Raw genomic sequence first — 20,426 nt, 5'->3', positions numbered from 1 at the left:
CATTATTTAGTAGTAATATAACATTCACCGAGCATTTCCTTCATTTCATATTGATCTGATGAAAGCTCTTTTTTCACATAAGCTATAGCCTCTGACTTTTCCAAATCATACATGACTTCAATTTCTTTAGAAAATAGAAGTTTTTCTTTTTCAAGTAAGCTTAAAAGAGATGGCTGTTGTTTTGGTTGCAGCTCTTCAAAATTGAGAACTTGTTTTAGTCCTTCCACATAGTTTACAAATGGACGTCCACCAACAATTTTTAAGCCTTTATTATCCTCATTCATCATAATAATAGTTGGAAATCCTCTTACGCCTAGATTTCTTGCAAGATCAAAATCTTCATTTAATAACTGTTGCCCGCTTGTTTGTTCTGATTCATGTACAATAGCCCCTCCATCAAGCCCCAGCTTATTTACAATGTCAATCATAACGGATTCCTCTGCAATATTTTCATTAAATATGAATAACGCTTCTCTTGCTCTGCGCAAATATTCAAATGCTGTAGCATCATGCTGATTTTTTTGAATCACTTTAAAGACACGAGATGGCGGATAGGATGATTGCACTGGATTATTCATCATCACTGTTCCATCTATTGGCATGCGATAATATTCTCCAACTTCTCTCCAGTGTCCTACCACGTCCGCAGGTCCTGATATTCCATTTGCAGGGTCTACTGGACCATCACCCCATTTTTCTAGTAATCCTCCCATAATCGTATGAAAGTTAAAATAGTGTCCGTACTGCTCTATAAAACGTCGAAGAACGGGTTCGAGTGCCCAACAATGAGAACATATTGGATCCGTTACATAGTATACTTCAACGGATTTCTTTGGTTGATTAAAATCAATCATCCCCAATTCATCCTCGCTAGCTACTCCACATACACCTGTCTCTAAATCACAAACCATTGGATGATTCTTCAATTGACTATCCCCTTTTCTTACTTTCGTTAAGAATAAATATATAACTCTCTTATTTGCCTTACAGTTGTATTTTATTCATAATAAAACCATCATTAAACCAATAATTTATTTGAATTGTTGTTTATACAACACTTTTTAGAAATTGTTTAAAAAGGAGTGCTAAGTAATGACCTCATCTAAGACAGATCTTCGTGTTATACGGACTCGTAAATTAATCATGGATTCTTTCATTGCACTTTCTAGTAAAAAAGAGTTCAAGGATATAACGGTTAAGGATATTACGTCAGAGGCCATGATTAATCGTGCGACTTTTTATTATCACTTTGAAGATATATATGATTTGTTAGAGAAGGTACTGTCAGAAGTATTATTAATTAATTTGAATGATGACTTTCTACAGTATAACGAACTTAATGAAGGCGCTTTCATTATTCTCTTTAAAGCGATAACTAATTTTCAAAAGTCATTGTCTAATCGTTGTCATAGAGGCTATGAAGAGACAATTGCTCGAATTATTAGAGAGCAGCTTGAAATTATCTTTTACAAAATGTTATTGAAACAAAATGCAGCGACAGAGAACGAAGCGCTAAAAATGACTGCTGTAATATTAAGCTGGGGAATCTATGGGGCTTCTATAGAATGGCGAACTAGCAATCAGGAGATACAACCCGAAGAATTTATCAAACCTGTAATTCCTTATTTATTGGCAGGTATTGATGATCAACATAAAAGTGAATAAACACTTATGAAATGATATAAGTGTTTACTCACTTTTGGTGGTTAGAGATTTTGTGTTATGATCATCTTTTTATTTTTGGACAGGAGATACAAAAATCATTTGCTTCATCAGAGGTATGATAATAGAAACAACATGTTTTTCTCAAGCGTACAGGTTGCTCCGATTCCATAATTTTCACTTTAGGACCACAGTAGTTCGTCAAAGGGTTTTTCCTTTCTCCAAAAATGGAGCCTGGTGCTAGGTTTACAATATAGTGATAATCCTCTTGTATACGAGCCTTTTCTTGCTCGCTGGCCCCTTCCCCTATTTTTGTTTCATAGAGCCAATTCACATAAATAGCTGTGTTTTCCCATAAGATTGTTTTTGGGATTTTACTTATTTTCGCTAATGACCGCCAAACCTTCGCTAAATTATTCGCAAAGATTTCTCTAAGAACCTCATCACGCCATTTTTCACGGTCTTCAGTAGGTATTGACACTGTGCGATCAATTAGCCGAATAGTAGGAAGCCAAGGTTTTGCATATTCCGCTTCTACCCACATATTTTCAATTCTGCAATGTAGTCCTTTATCGTATCTGGACATAGCATAGAATGCTGAAGCTATCGTTAAGACACTATAGCGCTTCGCAAATAACGATGCCGTAACTAGGATAGAGGGCGATTGAAAGAAATGGGCAATTTTTTGTAAATAATCTAGAGCTTGTTCATTGTCCAATAAATTTTTAGCATATAAAGAGTATGTAGCATCTACTGCAGGCTCTATCGCCAATCGATAGTCTCTTAGTAACACTGATGTTTCTTCAGCTGACAGTGTGAGGCTCAACAGATCCCTACCTCCTCTAATTCCACTGATTGAACTGTTCGCCCCTTGCCATGTGGCACACATAAAGGTGTACCAAAGAGCGGGTCTTTAATAATGGTACAATCCATACGAAAAACAGTCTGGACCATCTCTGTTGTCACCACTTCCTCTGGCTTCCCTTGGGCATAAACCTGTTTATTACGCACCGCCACAATATGATGGGCATAGCGACAGGCTAAGTTTAAATCATGTAATACCATAACGATGGTACGCCCTTCATTTTCATTTAAATCAAATAGTAAATCTAAAATTTCTACTTGATGAGCCATATCTAAATAAGTTGTAGGTTCATCTAGTAAAATAAGATCTGTTTTTTGAGCCAATGTCATAGCAATCCATACACGCTGCCGCTGACCACCTGATAATGCATCTACTGGACGATCGGCAAATTCAGTCATCTGCGTTACTGCAAGCGCATTGTTTACAATATTTTCATCCTCTGTAGACCATTGCTTTAACCAGCTCTGGTGTGGATAACGACCTTGCTTAATCAATTGCTGAACAGTTAATCCTTCTGGTGCAACAGGGCCCTGCGGCAGAATAGCTAAACGTTTCGCCACCTCTTTCGTTGAAATGGCCTCTAGTTTATTCTCATCTAAAAAAATTTCACCCGACTTCGCTTTTTGTAGTCGTGCAAATGTCCGAAGTAGTGTAGATTTTCCACAACCGTTGGCCCCAACTAGTACTGTAATTTTTCCTTTTGGTATTTGAAGATTCAAATCCTCTAAAATAAGATTTTCTCCATAGCTTACATGTAAATTTTGTGCTTCTAAGACATTTTTCAAAATCCTGTCACCTTCTTCTCCCGCTTTTAACTTTTTAACATGGAGCTTTATTGATTGCGCGTTCTAAATAATAAATAAATAAAGAATGGTGCGCCAATTGCAGCAGTAAAGACCCCTGTAGGTAAATCCTTTGGTAAAAAGGCTGTGCGTGCCACAATATCAGCTACAATGACAATGATTCCACCTATAATAGCTGCCACAGGAATTAATCCTGCAAAGGAACGCCCTACAAGCATTCTGCTCATATGAGGAGCCACTAATCCAACAAAGGCAATGCCACCAGCAAAAGCTACTGCAGAACCAGCTAGCATTACACTAATGAGTAGAAAAAGTACACGATACACTTGTACTTTTACGCCTAGCCCTATCGCTATTTCATCGCCTAATTCCTTCACATTCACCGTTCTTGCTAAAATAAATGTTAGTGGCACTAAAATGACTAGCCATGGTAATAGCAAATAGACATCCTGCATATTAGCCCCATACAAACTACCTGTCAGCCATAAATAAGCCTTCGTTGTAGCGGCTACATTACTGATCACAAGCAGCATCGTCACAACTGCCTTTGCTAAGGCTGAGATGCCAATTCCAATTAATACCATACGAATGGGTGTGACTCCTTTTCTCCATGACAGTAGATAAATGATGAAGGAGACAATACCAGCACCTAATATAGCAGCTAACGGTAAAAATTGAATGCTGACTGATCCCATAAAGTACACGATAAAAATAATTGCACCCATCGATGCTCCGCTCGTTACACCAATAATATCTGGGGCAGCAAGAGGATTACGAATAATTCCTTGTAAAATTAAACCGGCAACTCCCAGCGCAGCACCAACTAATAAGGCCATTAAGACACGCGGGAGCCTTAATGTATGTAAGACAAAATCATAATCTCCATTCCCATAGCCCATCAATTCTTTCACCACTGTCACTGGATGAATAAACTCACTACCAGCAGATAAACCCAGAACCGTTATGATGACTAATAATAAGCTTAATAGTAATAGTATCCAAGCCGATCTTTTAGCAATTTGAAAAGATATACGATTAGATTTCGTTCGTACTGTCACATAATTAGGCATTTTTTGCTAACCCCTTTCGTGCAATATAAATGAAGAAAGGAGCTCCGATTAAGGCAGTCATGACACCAATCGGCATTTCCAATGGCATAATCACATATCTTGCCGCAATATCAGCCAACAGTAGCAATATTGCTCCCAACACGGCACTGTAGGGAATAATCCAGCGATAATCCGTGCCAACAAGATGGATCGCCATATGAGGGACAATCAAGCCAATAAAGCCTATTGAACCTGCAACAGCTACTGAACTACCTGCAAGTATGATAATAATTATGCCTAGCGAGATTTTCGTGATCATTGTTCGTTGTCCTAATCCTTTGGCAATATCATCTCCTGATTGTAAAATATTGATTGAACGCCCCATAAATATTGCCACAACTGTCACTCCTAAAACAAACGGTAGGACAGGCACAAGCATTTCAATACTACGCCCCGATACAGAACCTGCTAACCAAAACAGGACACTTTGTAAACCTTGTTCATCGATGACTAAAAGCCCCTGCGTAAACGAGACAAATAGAGCTGTAATCGCTGCACCAGCTAATACTATTTTTATCGGTGTTAACCCATCTCTTCCTAATGAGCCTAGGAAAAAAACCATTGCTCCCGCTGCACCTGCCCCTAAAAAGGCAATCCACATATAGCTCATTAAAGACTGAACGGAAAAAAGAGTAATAGCACTGACAATAAAAAATATGGCCCCTGCATTAATACCTAAAATATCAGGAGCTGCTAAAGGATTTCTTGTTAATGCTCGCATTAATGCACCCGCAATGGCAAGGCTTGCGCCAACTACTGTAGCGATCACAGCTCTTGTAAATCTAGATGTTCGAATAATGACATGCTCCTTATTAGCAGCATCAAAATGAAAAATAGCATCATAGATTGACGAAAAAGGTATGGACGTTTGACCAATAGCTATGCTGATTATAAATGCCAGCAAAAGAATCAAACAGCTGATGAGTAAACCTATTTGTTTCATCGGTCTACTGGAAAGAATAATTCTCATGTTATGCCAACTTTCTTGATCCACAATTTATCTTATGTAGGTTTCAATTATGCTCAAACACTACAATGAGAGGGCTGTTATTCAAGTATTCTCTAACACTTTTAACAGCCCATCCTTCATTCACTATTTTTCTAATTCAAACTTGTCATAAATATCATCTAACATTAAATTAGCACTAGTAATACCACCTGCTAGATTCCAATTGATTTCATCTACCTGATAAACTTGATTCGCTTTCACTGCGTCAAGCTCTTTCCAAAGTGGATGGTTTGTCCAATCTTCATAAGTTTTTTTCACTGTCTCATCATTTTCCATAAACATATAAATAACATCAGCATTCATTTGGGTAATACTTTCCTTGTCCGTTAGCTTCACAATTTCTAAAGAATCATCTGTTAAATTTTTAGGACCTTGGAATCCAAGCTCAGATAAAATAGAACCCGCATAACCTGTCACATAAATACGAGCATGGTCTGCTCTGAAGTTGACAACAGAAACATGGAATGGCCATTTATCGCCAAGCTTCTCTTTGATTTTTGTTTGGAAATCAGCTACTCGCGTATCCCAATCGCCAAGTAATTCTTTCACCTTATCTTCTTGATTCATTGCTTGACCCATCATTTCAGCTGTTCCTTTGAAATCGAAAACTGTTTCATGAGCAACTGTTGGAGCAATCTGCGATAACTGATCATAAATTTCTTCATGACGTACTTTAGAAGCAATAATTAAATCTGGTTTAAGCTTTGCAATTTCTTCAAGGTTTGGTTGTGTTTCTTGTCCTACAATTGCAACGCCATCAAGCTCATTCTTCATATAATTATAAACAGGCGCTTCAGCCCAAGATTCTACTACCCCAACTGGCTTAATGCCCATAGCTACTGCAACATCTGTTGCGCCTTGATATAGTGTAACGATTTTTGTAGGTGTGCCTTCAATCGTTGTAGTACCCATTGCATGTGTAATCTCACGACTAGAAGATTTTGATTCTGTGTTACTTTCTTCTGCTTTGTCGTTCTCTTGTGAACTACTGGAGTTCGATGTTTTCTCCCCACACCCAACTAATAATAACGCGAAGGTTAATAGTAGTGTGAACAGTACAAAAAAGTTCTTTTTCTGCAGTGATAATTTTGGCATACATTTCCTCCTAAGAAATAATCGACAACGATAATCATTATCAATTAAAGAGTATACTGTACGATTGTTTTATTGACAATATCTATTTTTTCAAAAAACATACTTTTTCAATAAAAATTTATTTTACATTATGCCGCTAGGAAGAACGTTATTTAAAAAACCTATTCATCGCGTTGAAAAAAAAGCAAGTGGATGGTTGTTAGAGGCTTTTACTTTTCACTTCGAAAATATGTGCTATTTTGTTCACTACTGTTAGTATGAAAGAAGTTTTGCAGCATGATTGAGGGGAGGATCATCGCCCTTTGGAAAGGACAATGATGGAACGGAAAACGCCTCGCCCGCAAAATTGCTTTTCCTGCCGTTGACATCATCTTTTTTCAACAATATGTCATGCTTTCATTTCACTCAAAGACGTAGGCAAATTGATTATAGATTTTCTACTATTTTAGTTACTTGTTAGATTTACCTATGCATTAATAGGCAAATAAATAGACCCTATCGACGTATATCTCATATCTTAATAATGAACTACAACTTATCAAAACAGGAGGTAATAACATGTTTCAACGAAGACGCCATCCGGCAAAAGGTCCACACTGCTGTCCGCCACAAATGATGCCAATGCAATATGATCCACCACAATTTTTACCACCAGAGCAATATGTACGCACAAATTATATCCATACGGTTGTTCCACACGTACAACCTGCACATGTTACAACAGTCAACAAACATATGATTGATCATCAGTACTATTTCCCATGCACAGAATCTGTCGTGAATGAATGCTGTGAAACACATACAATGTGCGGTATGCCACCTAACCCTTGCCATATGCCTATGCCACACCATCATAAACATATGCGCTAATACTAAAATAACGATGGGGTTGTCATATGACCCCATCGTTCCTAATATGTTCAGAAAAAAACCGAGTCACCTTTATCAGGGACTCGGTATCTTTATGATTAATACATTTTTAAATATTGATCGCGTTCCCACTGATGAACAGTTGTACGGTACATATCGAACTCGATTTCTTTTGCTTCTTTAAAGTTTGCATAAATATGCTCACCTAGTGCTTCCTGTGCTACTTGATCTTTAGCAAGTAATGTTAGTGCATCATCAAGTGCTGCAGGTAGGTTTTCAATACCATTTGCTTGACGCTCTTCTTCCGACATCACATAGATGTTGCGGTTAATAGCAGCAGGTGGAGTTAGGCTTTGACGAATACCTTCAAGACCTGCTTCTAAAATAACAGCCATCGCTAAATATGGGTTTGCAGAAGGGTCTACAGAACGTACTTCAACACGAGTTGAAAGGCCACGCGCAGATGGAATACGAATTAATGGTGAACGGTTTTGTGCAGACCATGCTACATAACATGGTGCTTCATAACCTGGTACTAGACGTTTATAAGAGTTAACTGTTGGGTTTGTTACAGCTGTGAAACCTTGTACGTGTGCAAGAACACCCGCCATGAATTGCATAGCTGTTTCAGAAAGACCTAATTCTGTAGATTCATCATAAAATGCATTTTCTTTACCTTTAAATAGCGACACGTTAAAGTGCATACCAGAGCCTGCTTCACCAAATAGTGGTTTTGGCATAAATGTAGCGTGTAAGCCATGTTTACGAGCGATTGTTTTAACCACTAATTTGAATGTTTGGATGTTATCACACGCAGTAACAGCATCCGCATATTTAAAGTCGATTTCGTGTTGTCCTGGAGCTACCTCATGGTGTGATGCTTCAATTTCAAAGCCCATTTCTTCTAGCTCTAACACGATATCACGACGGCAATTTTCACCAAGATCTGTTGGCGCTAAATCGAAATAACCACCATGGTCATTTACTTCTAAGGTTGGTTCGCCTTTTGCATCTAATTTGAATAAGAAGAACTCTGGCTCAGGCCCTAAATTAAAGCTTGAGAAGCCCATTTCTTCCATTTTTTTAAGAATTCGTTTTAGGTTGTTACGTGGGTCACCAGCAAACGGTTCGCCTTTCGCAGTGTATACATCACAGATAAAACGTGCTACTTTCCCTTTTTCAGAAGTCCAAGGGAATACTACGAAAGTATCAAGATCAGGATATAAATACATATCAGATTCTTCGATTCGAACGAAACCTTCAATAGATGAGCCATCAAACATCATTTTATTTTCAAGTGCTTTGTCTAATTGACTTACAGGAATCTCAACATTTTTGATAGTGCCAAGAATATCTGTAAATTGTAAACGAATAAAGCTTACGTTTTTTTCTTCGATGAGACGTTTAATGTCCTCTTTTGTGTATTTACCCACAGTTTTCCACACTCCTATAATTTGTCTAGCTTTTATGTTTACCCTACCCTATTTATTAATAGAATCGAGATAAATCCCCTCTTCGGATGGACGATTTTTGCATGCGCTGTGCTTGACGCATTTCTTCGCGCATAATTTGTCGTAATTCTGAATCACTTAAGTCTTGCTCATCAGTTGTCGCAACAGGATTTTTCTTTTTAGCAAATATTTTTTTAATCTTCGCCATATTCATACCCTGTTCTAAGTAGTCTTTAACCTCAAGCAATGTATCGACGTCATTTAGTGAAAACATACGTCGATTGCCTTCTGTTCGGTGCGGCTCAATTAAATGGTGTTCTTCATAATAACGAATTTGTCTTGCCGAAAGCTCTGTTAATTGCATCACGATACTCATCGATAATAACGGCATAGTTCGTCTAATTTCACGACTCATTTAAGTCCTCCTCCAATACCCGCTTATCATATAACGAAATTTTTTTACTGTCAACCAACCATGTAAGGTTATCTAACATGGTTGGCACTATTTTTTTCAATCAGATTAAAAATTGTAAAAAACTATTCATATTTAGGCTTTATCTATTGTCTTGTTATGCTTTTTGAATGGCTTGAACCGCACTGCAAATTGCAAATTTAACGTGTTCATATGTTAGTCCGCCCTGGATAAATGCTGTATATGGCGGTCGTATTGGGCCATCCGCTGTTAGCTCAATGCTAGACCCTTGAATAAATGTCCCCGCCGCCATAATGACATCATCTTCATAGCCTGGCATATAGGCTGGTTCAGGAGCATAATGGGCATTTATCGGTGAGTTCGCTTGTATTTCCCGACAAAAGTCAATCATTTGCTGTGCTGTTTGGAATGATACTGATTGAATTAAATCTGTACGCTTCGCATCATAGCTTGGAGAAGTGCTCATGCCAATTTCCTCAAGCATTGCAGCTGTAAATATCGCCCCTTTTAGTGCTTGCGATACAACATGTGGTGCCAGGAAAAATCCTTGATAAAAATCACCTAGTGTATTTAATGTGGCCCCCGCTTCTGCTCCAATACCTGGAGATGTCATACGATAGGCACATTTCTCCACTAAATCTGCGCGGCCAGCAATATAGCCACCAATTTTAGCCAAGCCTCCACCTGGATTTTTAATGAGCGAGCCTGCCATTAAGTCAGCACCGACCTCTGTAGGTTCCTGCGCCTCTACAAACTCGCCATAGCAGTTATCTACAAAAATAACAGCTTTCGGGGCTATTTTACGTACCTTTACACACATAGCTGCAATTTCTTCAATTGTAAAGGATGGACGTGTTGCATAGCCTTTTGAACGTTGAATCGCGATCATTTTGGTTTGTGCTGTAATGGCCGCTTCTACACCTACCCAATCAATGGCCTGGTTATCTAGTAAATCCACATGTCGATAACCGATTTTATAATCTTTTAGTGAACCTGTATCTTTATCACCACCATCGACAATGGATTGCAATGTATCATATGGCTGACCAGAAATATAAAGCAGCTCATCACCAGGACGTAAAACACCGAATAGACTAAGCGTGATTGCATGTGTGCCTGAAATAATTTGTGGTCGGACTATGGCTGCCTCTGCACCAAATACTTCCGCATAAACACGCTCTAGATTATCCCGTCCCTCATCATCATAGCCATAGCCGTTTGATGGATGTAAATGATAATCACTTACTTGATGCTTTCTGAAAGCTGCTAGCACCTTCTGCTGATTGTAGAATGCCATTTCTTCTACCTTGGCATGATAAGGCCGAACTTGCTTCTCTACTTTTGCCGCTAACGATAGCGTTTCTATTGATAAATTTGATGTAAACGTCATTCTTTCTTCTCCATTTCACAATGTCTCGCATTTCAATCAGTAAGATTTATTAACTATCTAAATTGACTTCAATCACTCTAGAATTTCCTAACCAACTACTGGTATATGAACGCTTTTGACGAATGTTTTTCTTTATTTTAATCACATTTTATCAATTTGTATGTGTACCTGTAAAACTTGCCTATTGTTTCTAAGAGGATTTTACGCTAAGCTAATGTGCGGACTCATTTCAAGAAGCGTATTTAATGACCGATTTTGGCTATTAAATTCATAAATTCTGTTACGTAAAACGTCTTTTAACTTTTAAAAAAGTTTATTTATTGATAGAAGGGGTGAAAGGGATGGCTTGGGAGGTTTTTAGTATCATAGGAACAATTGCCTTTGCTATTTCTGGGGCAATTATTGCCATGGAAGAAGAATACGATTTATTCGGTGTATATATACTTGGTATTGTGACTGCTTTTGGTGGAGGAGCTATTCGAAATTTACTCATTGGACTACCTGTCACAACACTTTGGGGACAGGATATGATGTTTCAAATAGCGCTTGCTGCGATTACGATATTCTTTATTTTTCCACATCATCTGATTCAACATTGGCATCGTTGGGGTAACTTCACAGATGCGATTGGCTTATCAGCATTCGCTATTCAAGGCGCACTCTATGCTGTCAAGCTTGATATGCCAGTGAGCGCAGTCATTGTAGCTGCTGTTTTGACAGGTTCAGGTGGTGGTATTGTACGAGATTTATTAGCTAGAAGAAAACCATTAGTTCTCCGTGATGAAGTTTATGGAGTTTGGGCAGCTCTTGCTGGACTGTTAATCGGTTTCGAGGTTTTTACAGGGGACATTTTCCTTTATATTTTATTCGCAGTGATTACAGTTTTACGTATCTTTTCCTATATGATGAAGTGGCGCTTGCCATTACGTAAATTAAATCGAGCATAAACACCATTCAGCCAATGACCAAAAATTAAGTCATTGGCTGTTTTATTGTTTTAGCTAATGTTTCATTCCTTATATGATTAAAAAAGAGACATTTAACTTACCTTTTTAACAACTGCATTGATTCTTCTAAAGTCACCATGTTTTTCATCATCGAGCAAGCTGCATCTAAAATAGGAAAGGCTAAGGATGCTCCAGAACCTTCGCCTAAACGCATATTCATGTGCAACATCGGTTCAATGCCTAGTAATGCAGCGGCAATTTTAGCCCCTGGTTCCTCTGAGGCATGGGAAGGAATAATATAATCTTTTACTTTTGGTTCTAGCTTATAAGCAATGAGCGCGGCAATAGTTGAAATAAATCCATCAATGACAACAGGTTTACGATGGACAGCAGCGCCAAGTATAATGCCTGTCATCGCCCCTATCTCTAATCCTCCAACCTTAGCCAGAACATCAATAACATCATTTGGATTAGGCTTATTTAAGGTAATTGCTTTTTCAATAACTGCTGCTTTATAGGCAATGCCTCCTTGGCCTACTCCTGCACCAAACCCCGTTACTTCGATAGGCTTGCATCCCGTCAAAACAGCTAATATCGCAGCACTTGGTGTTGTATTGCCGATGCCCATTTCTCCAGTCCCAAGTACATCAGCACCTTTTATGATTTCCTCAGTGGCCACCTGGATTCCTACTTCTATCGATTGAATGGCTTCTTGTTTGGCCATAGCTGGACCTTGTGCCATGTTATCGGTACCGTATTTAATTTTATGAATAAGGACTCCTGCATCAAGTGGAATATCTTCTTTTACCCCAACATCTACTGTGACAACCTTTGCATTGGTAATGCCCGCAATCGCACAAACGCCTGTACCTCCCTTAGGAAAATTTAATGTTTGAAAGACCGTCACATCTTGTGGATTCGTGGTTACACCTTCCTCGCAAACACCATGATCTGCAGCACAAACAATCATCACCTTTTTGTCGACCATTGGATATAAGTGTCCTGTTATCCCAGAGAGCTGTACAGCAAGTGATTCTAGTTTACCCAAGCTACCTGGGGGCTTACAAAGCCCATCAATCCGTTTTCTAGCCTGCTCCATACTTTTCATATCAACCCCTTGAATATTTTGAATCGTATCTTGTAATAATTGCATGATTATTTCTCCTCTCGTTCTCATTGAGACAAAATAAAAAATCTGTAGTTTATTGTCATGACAAATAAACTACAGACTTTTCCATCATCTATCTCTTCTAAAGCATGTAGGCAGGTCTCCTGGCTCAAGTTCAACACCTCATAGTACCTTCCCAGCAATTCGCTAGTGGCATACACTATGAAACTCCCTTATACAGTGGCGGGTCCGCTAAAGCTTTTCACTTTATTCCCTATTCTCCCAAGTGGGCACCTATTGCTTTTATGTAATTATGTTAAATCTACTTTACAACTTTTTTAGTGTCAAGAGGAAAAATTTTTTTGAGTGTTAACTTAGTACAACCAGCTATTCAAACAATTTAGGCTTATTAAGAGCTTGTAACAACAAATGAATCCCTCTCGTTCACCTGATTGTTATTAACTTCAAATATTTTATCTACTTCACTTATTAAAACAGGGTGATGAGTAACCAATATAACAGTCTTTTGTTTTTCTTTATTTAAATATAAAAGTAATGTTTCTATATTTATTTGGTTGTCTTTATCAAGCGCAGAAGTAATCTCGTCAAACAAATAGATATCCGCATCTCTTAGAAGCGATCTTGCTATTGAAAGTCTTTGCTGTTGCCCAGTAGATAATTCAAGCCCATTATGCCCAATAAGAGTTTCAAATTTATAGTCCAACGTTTCTATATATGAATAAATGTTAACCATTTTACAAATTTGAATTAATTCTTCATCCGTTGCATTCGGCTTTGCTAATAACAAATTTCCCCTTATTGTCCCTGTCATTATAAAATGCTCTTGCGTTACCAAACATACCCTTTTTCTATAAACATCATTAGGAATATATCTAATATTTTGATTGGATAGAAATATTTCACCCTGATAATTAATGTATAAACCTGATAATATATTCAATAATGTCGATTTACCTGATCCGCTTTCTCCCTTAATCAATACAATTTTCTTCAAAGGTATTTGGAAATTTATATTTTCTAAAACTGGAGATAATGCATTAGTATAGGTAAAGCTTACATTCCGTAACACTATTTTGTCTTTTCTAAAATGATGCGATGAATTTACATAGTCTGATACTATCAATTTCCTTATATTGTATTTATTGTCTCCCATTAAGTTTTTTACTCTATTTACAGACACAATTGCTTCTTGTAAAAAGGAATTTAGTTGAGAAAATCTTAAAAATGACTGACTAAAGTTATTGGCATAGGTTGTGAATGCTATTAATACTCCTAAGGTGAGGCTGCCTTTATAAATAAAGTAGGCACCTATAATAAGGATAATTAAATAACTTGTAAAGTTTAATAATTCTATTATTGATCCTGATTTTATACTTAAACGCATTTTATCAAGAGTATTTTTGTATAATAAGGTAATTCTCTTTTGATAGTTATCTATGGCGTTTATCTCATTATTAAATATCTTAAATAATTTAAATGATGACAGTATTTCTCCCAGATAGGTTAAATAAGAATCTAAATCTTTTTTGATGGCAGTATCCGTCATCCTTATTTTTTTTCCATAATATTTAAAAATGATAAGTGCTAAAGGACAAGCAATGAATAAAATACTAGCTAAAATAAAATTAAGATTTATCAATATTACGAACACAATTATTATACTGATAAAATCTACAACAATATTTAAAAACTCTGATACTACTTCAGAAAATGCCTTTGTATCATTTTCTATTTTATTCATCAGTTCACCTTTTGCTTTTAATTGATACTCATCCATGTCCATAGCCATGATTCTTTTTATTATCTTTAACTTAATATCCATTTGTAGATAGCAGGCAAATTTCGTTAAATAATATTTTTGGATTACTTTAAAAAATAAATTAAAAAGAAACAAAAAAGCCATAAACACTATAATTATGAATGCGGAATTGAGATCTTTTACTGTTATAGAATCAATAAATTTACCAAATAAAAGGGGGTGTACTATACTTAAAATCATTGAAATGCCCATCAAAATATTTACTTGAAATAATTTTGCTTTGTATGGCTTTGTATATTTAAATACCTCACCTAATATTTTCATGAAATAATACTCTGTCTCCCTGATTTAGTTAAGGTTTTCTTATAACCTTTTGATATACAGATAAGCATTTTTCGGTTCTTCTTGTAATATTTGTAGAAACTTTTCCATATACGGATCTTTTTCATTACTTATGAACAAGTTTTCTACTGACTTCTTTTTCGCCTCACTAAAGAGCATGCTTTTGTTGGTGTATATAACCTTTTGCTCAATTGTTCTTTTTAAAACCTCATAGCAATTAGTTTGTTCCTTGGTTTCCCACTGTTCATCCATTAATGTATTTATCATGTCTTCTGTAATATTATAGCCATAATTAAATTCAAAAAATTTATTAGAATACGGGCGTATTTCAATGATGTTGCCAGAACTACTAATAATATTTTCTAAACTATTGTTATCTGGAAGGCTAAAAACCCTCGTTATTTTCAGCGTGTGATACGGAATGTTGTTGACACCGAAGCTCTCCATTATTTGAATAATGTCTTTATAAACATTCGCATAATTCTTCACTTTTTCTATACTCACACCTTTGTATTGGATAGTAAGCCCGTTATATTGATAATTTTGATAAGGTTTATATAACAGTTCCTCTTCTTTATATCCATTATAAAAATGTAAGCTTAATAGAACGAAAAGCATCATACTGGTGATAATTCCAGCAATCCACTTTTCCGTTTTATTTGTGGCCCTCCTGCTGAATAAAATCGCGAACAATATAGAGCACAAACAAACGGATAAAACACCTATAACATTTAAGTAATGAATGAAATCTGGATACATAAAGTTAAGAGTAGGAGCTATATATTGAATCGTTTCTAGTCTATAACCATGCATTAACATTAATAAAAAATAAATGATGACAATTAAAATTATAGACACTGCTTGATTTTTAAAAATTGTTGCCATCAAAAATGGAATGGATATAGTAAATAGCTGAAAAACAAAAACAATAAGGAGAATTTTATATATCGGTGTCTCTACATATACAAACTTTACAAAACCAACTAATAACATAATTGCAGGGGTGGTCAAAATAAAGCTGAAAACCCATTGCCATAATAAAAGCTTTCCATTCGATATTGGGGAAATCATTAAAATTTTCTCTACATGATACCTTTGATGCAAAGTTATAATTTGAATCGTTAAAACACTTGAGAAAATCCCATATAAAGGAATCAATGCTTGAGCATCACTGACTGTAAAGAAATACTGAGAGATACATAATAGAATGACGATAGCATAATAAGTCAACAAATAATCACTTCGTAAGACCACTTTCGACCAAAATAAAAAGATATCTCTCATTTGTCATTCACCCTTCTTTTAAATAGCAACACATTTCCAAACATAAATAGTATGCCAATACTTAGAAAAATACCTCTCTTTACATTAAATAGCAGGTCAGTCATTTGATGTTGTATAAAATCAGGATTAAACCATATAGAAAAATAAGGAGAATTTAAATAAATGCTGAATACCAAATATATTATTAGTAAAATGTGTAGATATACAGTACGTTTCAAATAAAAGGAAATGAAAAAGCTAAAGGTAATGCTGTAGAAAATAGAAAGGAAGACTTGAAACAATGTAATTAATAGAATGCTAATAGGAACTTTATTTACATAAAAGATAAAAAAAACTACGTAGAAGAAAAATAGATACACTGAAACAAAAAGAATAACTGCTACGATTTTTCCAACTATATACATCGATCTATTTGTCAATTTTAGTAGGATGACTGCTCTTTCAAAAGATTGAAGATACCCCTTCCAAACATAAGAAACCATACTCGGTATTAAAATAAGTAAAAATACCATTTGTAACTGAAGTGTTCCATACCATTTTTCAATCAAAGTTTCCTGAGTGTCTAAGTTATTCATTATAATTGGAAGAACCAACATTATTAGTATAAGAATGACGGAAATAGCTCTACTTTTTATGAGTCTTTTTAATTCAAAGTTTATTAAAAAAGGTAATTCTCTCATATGGATAACTCTTTTCTATTTATATAAATATATGCATCCTCTAGAGTAGGCTCTGTCGATATACTTCCTTGTAACGGACTATCTGCAATGTAACGAATCTCAATACTGCTGCCTTTATCTTGTAAAGATACAAATAAATCCACATGAGGTATTTCATCATCTAAAACATTATAAAGCCATACCTTCCCTTGAACTTTATTAATAAGGTCTATTGTACTACCTAAGTAATTCACTTTTCCTTTTTGTAGCACCATCAAATTTTTACATGTAGAAGCAATATCTTGTACAATATGGGTTGAAAGCAGAATAATTTTATCTCGACTAATCCGAGTAATTAAATTTCTAAAGGAAATGCGCTCATGAGGATCTAAACCTACTGTTGGTTCATCAATAAGTATTATTTTGGGATTACCAATTAAAGCTTGAGCAATGCCAAATCTTTGTTTCATACCACCCGAAAGTTCTTGAATATATTTTTTTTGTTCGCTTAATAGCCCCACCTCTTGAAGTCTTAAGTTTATTTCCTGTTTTCGGCTTGCGCTATTATTCATTCCTTTTAATTTACATAAATAATCAAATGACTCTTCTAAAGTAACCTTAGGGAAAAAATCGAACTTCTGTGGAAGATAACCTAATATTTCACAAACCTTAAGTGGTTCTTTTTTTACGTTTAGCCCTGCAACTTCAATTTCTCCGTCATCAAATGGAAGTAATGTAGAGATTATTTCCATCAATGTTGTTTTTCCTGCTCCATTTTCCCCTAATAAACCAAATACACCATTATGAATTTCTAAGGAGACATTATCTAGTACCTTTTTATTTTTATAAATTTTTGTTAAATTCTTAATTTTGATTTCCATTTTTAACAAACTCTCTTGTATTTTTCTTTTCTAATAATAGTTCTCTTTGTTCATCTGATAAACGTAAATATAAATGCAAGGTAGCTTCTAATTGCTTTTGAGTTAAAATGCAATAATGTAAAGGTGGTGTCGTTACTTTACCTGTTGATTCTAAATTTTCATGGTGACACCCACCCCCACATAAATTTTTTGCCCAGCATTTATTACAATTTAATCTATTTGAAACATGTGCTTCTTCTAAAAATTTTGACTTAGCAATGGAATATGTTCCTTCAAAAATATTTCCTTGTTTATACTCTTTATTATTGACAAAACGATGACAAGGATATAAATCACCATTAATATCAACTGCTAAAAAATTAACCTCTGCACCACAAAAATATGTTGATTCGTGTCCAATATGAATACGTTCTAAATTCTTCATTATATTATTGAGTTTGACTGCTTTATAATATTCTTTTTTATTTACCAAATATTCGAAATAACAAATTAATTCATCATAACTTTTAGACAATTCAATGAATTGATCTTCTGTAAACATCTGCATAGCTGGGGCAGCATAGATACTCCTAAAATTCAAGTCGAATAGATGCTCATATATATTTACCAAATCAACATTATTCGGAGTAATGGTTGCCCTAACTCCTAGTTGTTTTTGCTCCCTTAATTCTTTTGTTCTGTTTAAAATAACATCATAACTTCCCTTTTTATTTCCGTAAAAACGATTTATGTCATGCTCGCTTTTAGTCCCATCAACACTTACTTGAACAGCGATGTTATTGTCTAAAATAAATTTTGTGATTTCTTTATTTATTAGCGTTCCATTACATGTCATACTAAAGCCAATTTTTTTATTATGTAATTTTACTTTGTGATTTGCATATTCTACTACTTGCTTAATTACTGGAAAATTTAATAAAGGTTCACCCCCAAAAAATACAATGGATAGATCATCACGATCACCTGACTGTTCTAGCAAATAGTCTATTGCTGATTTTGCTGTAATTATAGACATCCTGCCTTTTTCGTTATATTCTCCGTCACCAGCGTAACAATATTTACATCGTAAATTACATTCTTGGACCATCATTAATGTGAGTGCACTTATGTTTTTAACATTTTCTTCGTTAACAGCATTTCTATCAGTAGTATCATTGATAATCCTATTTTCTATTAGTGATTCAATAATATTATTAAATTCATTTTCAGCTATTTTATCTTTTAATTGATTAAAAACTTCCACTATGCTTTTATTGTCACTTGATATAATAGAATAAATAATATCATCTATTTCAAATAAACCATTAGTATTCGGTACATAAATATATTTTTTATGATTAACTTCTAACTCTTTAAAATTTGATACTTTAATTTTTTTCTCCATAGATTCAATCATAAATACCCCCCATTTCTTGATACAATGTAGAGTAAATAATGATTTTACTCTACATTGCCAAATAAAAAATTAAGCACTTGTTTTAACCGTCTGTATCTTTTCTAAAACAAGTTTCCCAGCCTCCAGCACATCCCCAATCCATAGCATCACACTTATTGCAATAATCTTTTGCATCACAAAAAACACACCATTTAGATCTAGAGCTAGCACTATTAAAACCATGATTAATTCTCTTGAGCATTTTTTCACCTCCTCAAATCCCTTATAACTCCAACAAAACAATTAATTATTAGGTATTAATATGTAAATATTAATTTGTTTTGTAGTTCAAATTTAACAAAATTTCTCAAATAAGGTATCCGTAATTTCCGCAACCTTAGTGAAATTTAATTATTTTTTTGAAAAATTGTCACTATTTACATTTGATTAAACGATATTTTTTATCCAGAATATAGAATAAAATGGAATTTATTGATACGATATCTTCTGAAAATAAATGGGGGGGATTATTACATATGATAAAGTTAACACCTAAAGAATATGAGATTTTAGAACGTATTGCTGAGGACAAAACCAATAATGAGATTAGTTTAGAATTAGGTATGAGTAGGAGAACAGTGGAATATCATATATCTTCTATTATTCGCAAATTAAATGCAGAAACTCGTTTAGGTGCTGTTGTAACAGCTATTAAACTAGGCTTACTAAGTATTAAATAAATTTTTCCTCTCATAAAAGATTTAATTTTGGAGAAATCCCTGTATATGAGACTCCATTAAACTGCTCTGTTAGTTAGAACGAACAAAACAAAAAAATAGACCAAACATATTTTAGTGATATGCTCCCTATTAGGTAGACAGATGAAAAAATAAAATCTGTTTATCTAAGGGGAGTATTTTTTATGGGGCGAAGCAAACATTCACTCGAGTTGAAACTATATATCCTTCAATTGTTCGAAGAAGGTCACTATTCTATCAATGAATTGTGTGAAAGGTTTTCAATAGATCATCAAACTTTTCATAGATGGAAAATGAAATTTGAGGCAGGTGGACGTGAAGGATTACAAGAAGCTACTTCATGTAAGTTCTATTCAAAAGAGTTAAAATTAGCGGCTGTGGAGGACTACATTCAACGAAATTATTCACAGATGGAGGTGTTGGCGAAATACGAGATTAGCAGTACCTCCGTTTTAAAAAGCTGGGTAAAAAAGTATACTAGTCATAGTGAAATAAAAGATTCAGGTAAAGGAATGAGTCAAGCTATGACCGAAGGAAGAAAGACAACTTTTGAAGAACGTATTGAGATTGTCGAGTACTGTTTGAAGCACCAGAAAAATTATCAG

The 20,426-nt window shown here is 35.1% G+C and carries 19 protein-coding genes, 1 pseudogene and 1 riboswitch; of the genes and pseudogenes, 5 read left to right on the top strand and 15 right to left on the bottom strand.

Annotated elements, in window-relative coordinates; all coding sequences use genetic code 11:
- Window positions 1-2: 2 nt before the first annotated feature.
- Complete coding sequence (locus HCH28_RS07375) at window positions 3-926, bottom strand: DsbA family protein (RefSeq protein ID WP_221680443.1); 924 nt, start codon at window positions 924-926, stop codon at window positions 3-5.
- 166 nt (window positions 927-1,092) lie between these two features.
- Here HCH28_RS07375 and HCH28_RS07370 point away from each other — a divergent pair, with 166 nt between their 5' ends.
- Window positions 1,093-1,665 carry a TetR/AcrR family transcriptional regulator gene (locus tag HCH28_RS07370; protein ID WP_221680442.1) on the top strand — a complete coding sequence of 191 codons (573 nt, stop codon included), beginning with the start codon at window positions 1,093-1,095 and terminating at the stop codon, window positions 1,663-1,665.
- A gap of 61 nt (window positions 1,666-1,726) precedes the next feature.
- Here the strand turns inward: HCH28_RS07370 and HCH28_RS07365 are convergent, their stop codons facing one another.
- The 5 genes from HCH28_RS07365 to HCH28_RS07345 form a co-directional block, all read right to left on the bottom strand.
- On the bottom strand, window positions 1,727-2,488 hold the full coding sequence (locus HCH28_RS07365; protein WP_221680441.1) for an IucA/IucC family C-terminal-domain containing protein: 762 nt from the start codon (window positions 2,486-2,488) through the stop codon (window positions 1,727-1,729).
- Complete coding sequence (locus tag HCH28_RS07360) at window positions 2,485-3,312, bottom strand: ABC transporter ATP-binding protein (protein WP_221680440.1); 828 nt, start codon at window positions 3,310-3,312, stop codon at window positions 2,485-2,487. The genes HCH28_RS07365 and HCH28_RS07360 overlap by 4 nt, the downstream gene beginning before the upstream one ends.
- Window positions 3,313-3,359: 47 nt before the next feature.
- The gene (locus HCH28_RS07355) at window positions 3,360-4,400 is read right to left on the bottom strand and encodes a FecCD family ABC transporter permease (protein ID WP_221680439.1); all 1,041 of its coding nucleotides are present in this window, start codon (window positions 4,398-4,400) and stop codon (window positions 3,360-3,362) included.
- The gene (locus HCH28_RS07350) at window positions 4,393-5,409 is read right to left on the bottom strand and encodes a FecCD family ABC transporter permease (protein WP_221680438.1); all 1,017 of its coding nucleotides are present in this window, start codon (window positions 5,407-5,409) and stop codon (window positions 4,393-4,395) included. Before HCH28_RS07350 ends, HCH28_RS07355 begins: the two co-directional genes overlap by 8 nt.
- A gap of 123 nt (window positions 5,410-5,532) precedes the next feature.
- Window positions 5,533-6,543, bottom strand: coding sequence for an ABC transporter substrate-binding protein (locus HCH28_RS07345; RefSeq protein WP_221680437.1), 1,011 nt, complete (start codon window positions 6,541-6,543; stop codon window positions 5,533-5,535).
- A gap of 558 nt (window positions 6,544-7,101) precedes the next feature.
- Between HCH28_RS07345 and HCH28_RS07340 the strand changes: the two genes are divergently transcribed.
- Window positions 7,102-7,413 carry a CotD family spore coat protein gene (locus tag HCH28_RS07340; protein ID WP_004225802.1) on the top strand — a complete coding sequence of 104 codons (312 nt, stop codon included), beginning with the start codon at window positions 7,102-7,104 and terminating at the stop codon, window positions 7,411-7,413.
- Window positions 7,414-7,511: 98 nt separating this feature from the next.
- Here the strand turns inward: HCH28_RS07340 and glnA are convergent, their stop codons facing one another.
- The 3 genes from glnA to HCH28_RS07325 form a co-directional block, all read right to left on the bottom strand.
- Window positions 7,512-8,846, bottom strand: a complete 1,335-nt coding sequence (gene glnA / locus HCH28_RS07335; RefSeq protein WP_004225810.1) for a type I glutamate--ammonia ligase — start codon at window positions 8,844-8,846, stop codon at window positions 7,512-7,514.
- A gap of 55 nt (window positions 8,847-8,901) precedes the next feature.
- Window positions 8,902-9,279, bottom strand: a complete 378-nt coding sequence (locus HCH28_RS07330; RefSeq protein WP_004225812.1) for a MerR family transcriptional regulator — start codon at window positions 9,277-9,279, stop codon at window positions 8,902-8,904.
- A gap of 154 nt (window positions 9,280-9,433) precedes the next feature.
- Window positions 9,434-10,687 (bottom strand): methionine gamma-lyase family protein, encoded by a 1,254-nt coding sequence (locus HCH28_RS07325; RefSeq protein ID WP_221680436.1) that lies wholly within the window; start codon window positions 10,685-10,687, stop codon window positions 9,434-9,436.
- Between the two features lie 341 nt (window positions 10,688-11,028).
- On the opposite strand from HCH28_RS07325, the gene HCH28_RS07320 reads away from it, so the two are divergent.
- Entirely contained in the window at window positions 11,029-11,634 is a 606-nt protein-coding gene (locus HCH28_RS07320) for a trimeric intracellular cation channel family protein (protein WP_221680435.1), read from the top strand.
- A gap of 97 nt (window positions 11,635-11,731) precedes the next feature.
- Here the strand turns inward: HCH28_RS07320 and cobT are convergent, their stop codons facing one another.
- From cobT to papA, 6 genes are all read right to left on the bottom strand, one after another.
- The gene (cobT, locus tag HCH28_RS07315) at window positions 11,732-12,787 is read right to left on the bottom strand and encodes a nicotinate-nucleotide--dimethylbenzimidazole phosphoribosyltransferase (protein WP_221680434.1); all 1,056 of its coding nucleotides are present in this window, start codon (window positions 12,785-12,787) and stop codon (window positions 11,732-11,734) included.
- Window positions 12,788-12,879: 92 nt separating this feature from the next.
- Window positions 12,880-13,055: riboswitch (cobalamin riboswitch) on the bottom strand.
- A gap of 96 nt (window positions 13,056-13,151) precedes the next feature.
- Window positions 13,152-14,846, bottom strand: coding sequence for an ABC transporter ATP-binding protein (locus HCH28_RS07310; protein WP_221680433.1), 1,695 nt, complete (start codon window positions 14,844-14,846; stop codon window positions 13,152-13,154).
- 39 nt (window positions 14,847-14,885) lie between these two features.
- Window positions 14,886-16,148 carry an ABC transporter A family member gene (locus HCH28_RS07305; protein WP_221680432.1) on the bottom strand — a complete coding sequence of 421 codons (1,263 nt, stop codon included), beginning with the start codon at window positions 16,146-16,148 and terminating at the stop codon, window positions 14,886-14,888.
- A gap of 676 nt (window positions 16,149-16,824) precedes the next feature.
- Window positions 16,825-17,688 carry an ATP-binding cassette domain-containing protein gene (locus HCH28_RS07300; RefSeq protein WP_221680431.1) on the bottom strand — a complete coding sequence of 288 codons (864 nt, stop codon included), beginning with the start codon at window positions 17,686-17,688 and terminating at the stop codon, window positions 16,825-16,827.
- A complete protein-coding gene (papB, locus tag HCH28_RS07295) occupies window positions 17,672-19,084 on the bottom strand; it encodes a PapB family radical SAM/SPASM ranthipeptide maturase (protein ID WP_221680430.1) in 1,413 nt (470 codons plus the stop codon). The genes HCH28_RS07300 and papB overlap by 17 nt, the downstream gene beginning before the upstream one ends.
- Window positions 19,085-19,166: 82 nt before the next feature.
- The gene (papA, locus tag HCH28_RS07290) at window positions 19,167-19,325 is read right to left on the bottom strand and encodes a freyrasin family ranthipeptide (protein ID WP_156113266.1); all 159 of its coding nucleotides are present in this window, start codon (window positions 19,323-19,325) and stop codon (window positions 19,167-19,169) included.
- A 283-nt stretch (window positions 19,326-19,608) separates the two neighbouring features.
- On the opposite strand from papA, the pseudogene HCH28_RS07285 reads away from it, so the two are divergent.
- Window positions 19,609-19,803 (top strand): annotated as a pseudogene (locus tag HCH28_RS07285) (response regulator transcription factor); the annotation flags it as partial.
- A 182-nt stretch (window positions 19,804-19,985) separates the two neighbouring features.
- The coding region (locus tag HCH28_RS07280; RefSeq protein ID WP_221680428.1) for a helix-turn-helix domain-containing protein at window positions 19,986-20,426 on the top strand (441 nt) is incomplete at its 3' end.

Origin of the sequence: Lysinibacillus sp. K60 (genome assembly GCF_019731275.1) — a bacterium.
Classification (GTDB): Bacteria; Bacillota; Bacilli; order Bacillales_A; family Planococcaceae; genus Lysinibacillus; species Lysinibacillus capsici.
This window is presented reverse-complemented; position numbering and strand designations above follow the sequence as displayed.